Origin of the sequence: Methylophaga muralis (assembly GCF_001720165.1) — a bacterium.
In the GTDB taxonomy this organism is placed as follows: Bacteria; Pseudomonadota; Gammaproteobacteria; order Nitrosococcales; family Methylophagaceae; genus Methylophaga; species Methylophaga muralis.
Genome location: NZ_MCRI01000121.1, coordinates 1 through 366, shown reverse-complemented (window position 1 = coordinate 366; position 366 = coordinate 1). Strand labels below are relative to the sequence as shown.

General features: G+C 45.4%; 1 tRNA gene. It reads right to left on the bottom strand.

The features are described 5' to 3' along the window. Positions 1 to 182 precede the first annotated feature (182 nt). Positions 183 to 258, bottom strand: a tRNA-Ala gene (locus A9E74_RS13900). Positions 259 to 366 lie beyond the last annotated feature (108 nt).

Genomic DNA, 366 nt, shown 5'->3' with positions numbered 1-366 from the left:
TACATAAGTTTCTTTACGTGCATTATTGCCGTGTCTCACGACAACACAATAATGCGCCTTGTTTACTTTACTTCCCGTTTTGTTAAAGAGCAGTGTATTAAACACTTTAAAATAAACTTACTAAGCTCACTTTGAAGTATCTATTCACCTAGACAGAGATTGGTTGTTCGTATCAAAAAGGTTGGTGGAGCTACGCGGGATCGAACCGCGGACCTCCTGCGTGCAAGGCAGGCGCTCTCCCAGCTGAGCTATAGCCCCTTTCGGCATACTCGGTTCCACTTTAACCCCAAAAAGGGCTTTTTCTCAGATTGTTCGGTTTTGCTGGTGAAGCTGCTTTCTGGCAGTGAGCCAGCAAAAGCGGGCAAT